The following is a 222-nucleotide window of genomic DNA, read 5'->3' on the forward strand; positions in this document are numbered from 1 at the left end:
TCAACACACAGCCGCCTGAAGGCGGCTGGCGACTGCCCCTGCGCCGCCGTATTGCTCAGATTGTTTCAACACACAGCCGCCTGAAGGCGGCTGGTAACGTAAATTAACAAAACAGTCTGTACCATGCGTTTCAACACACAGCCGCCTGAAGGCGGCTGGAAGGTATCCTATAGTACAAATAAATAATCCCTTAGGTTTCAACACACAGCCGCCTGAAGGCGG

The organism is Neisseria sp. HMSC03D10 (assembly GCF_001807625.1).
Classification (GTDB): Bacteria; Pseudomonadota; Gammaproteobacteria; order Burkholderiales; family Neisseriaceae; genus Neisseria; species Neisseria mucosa.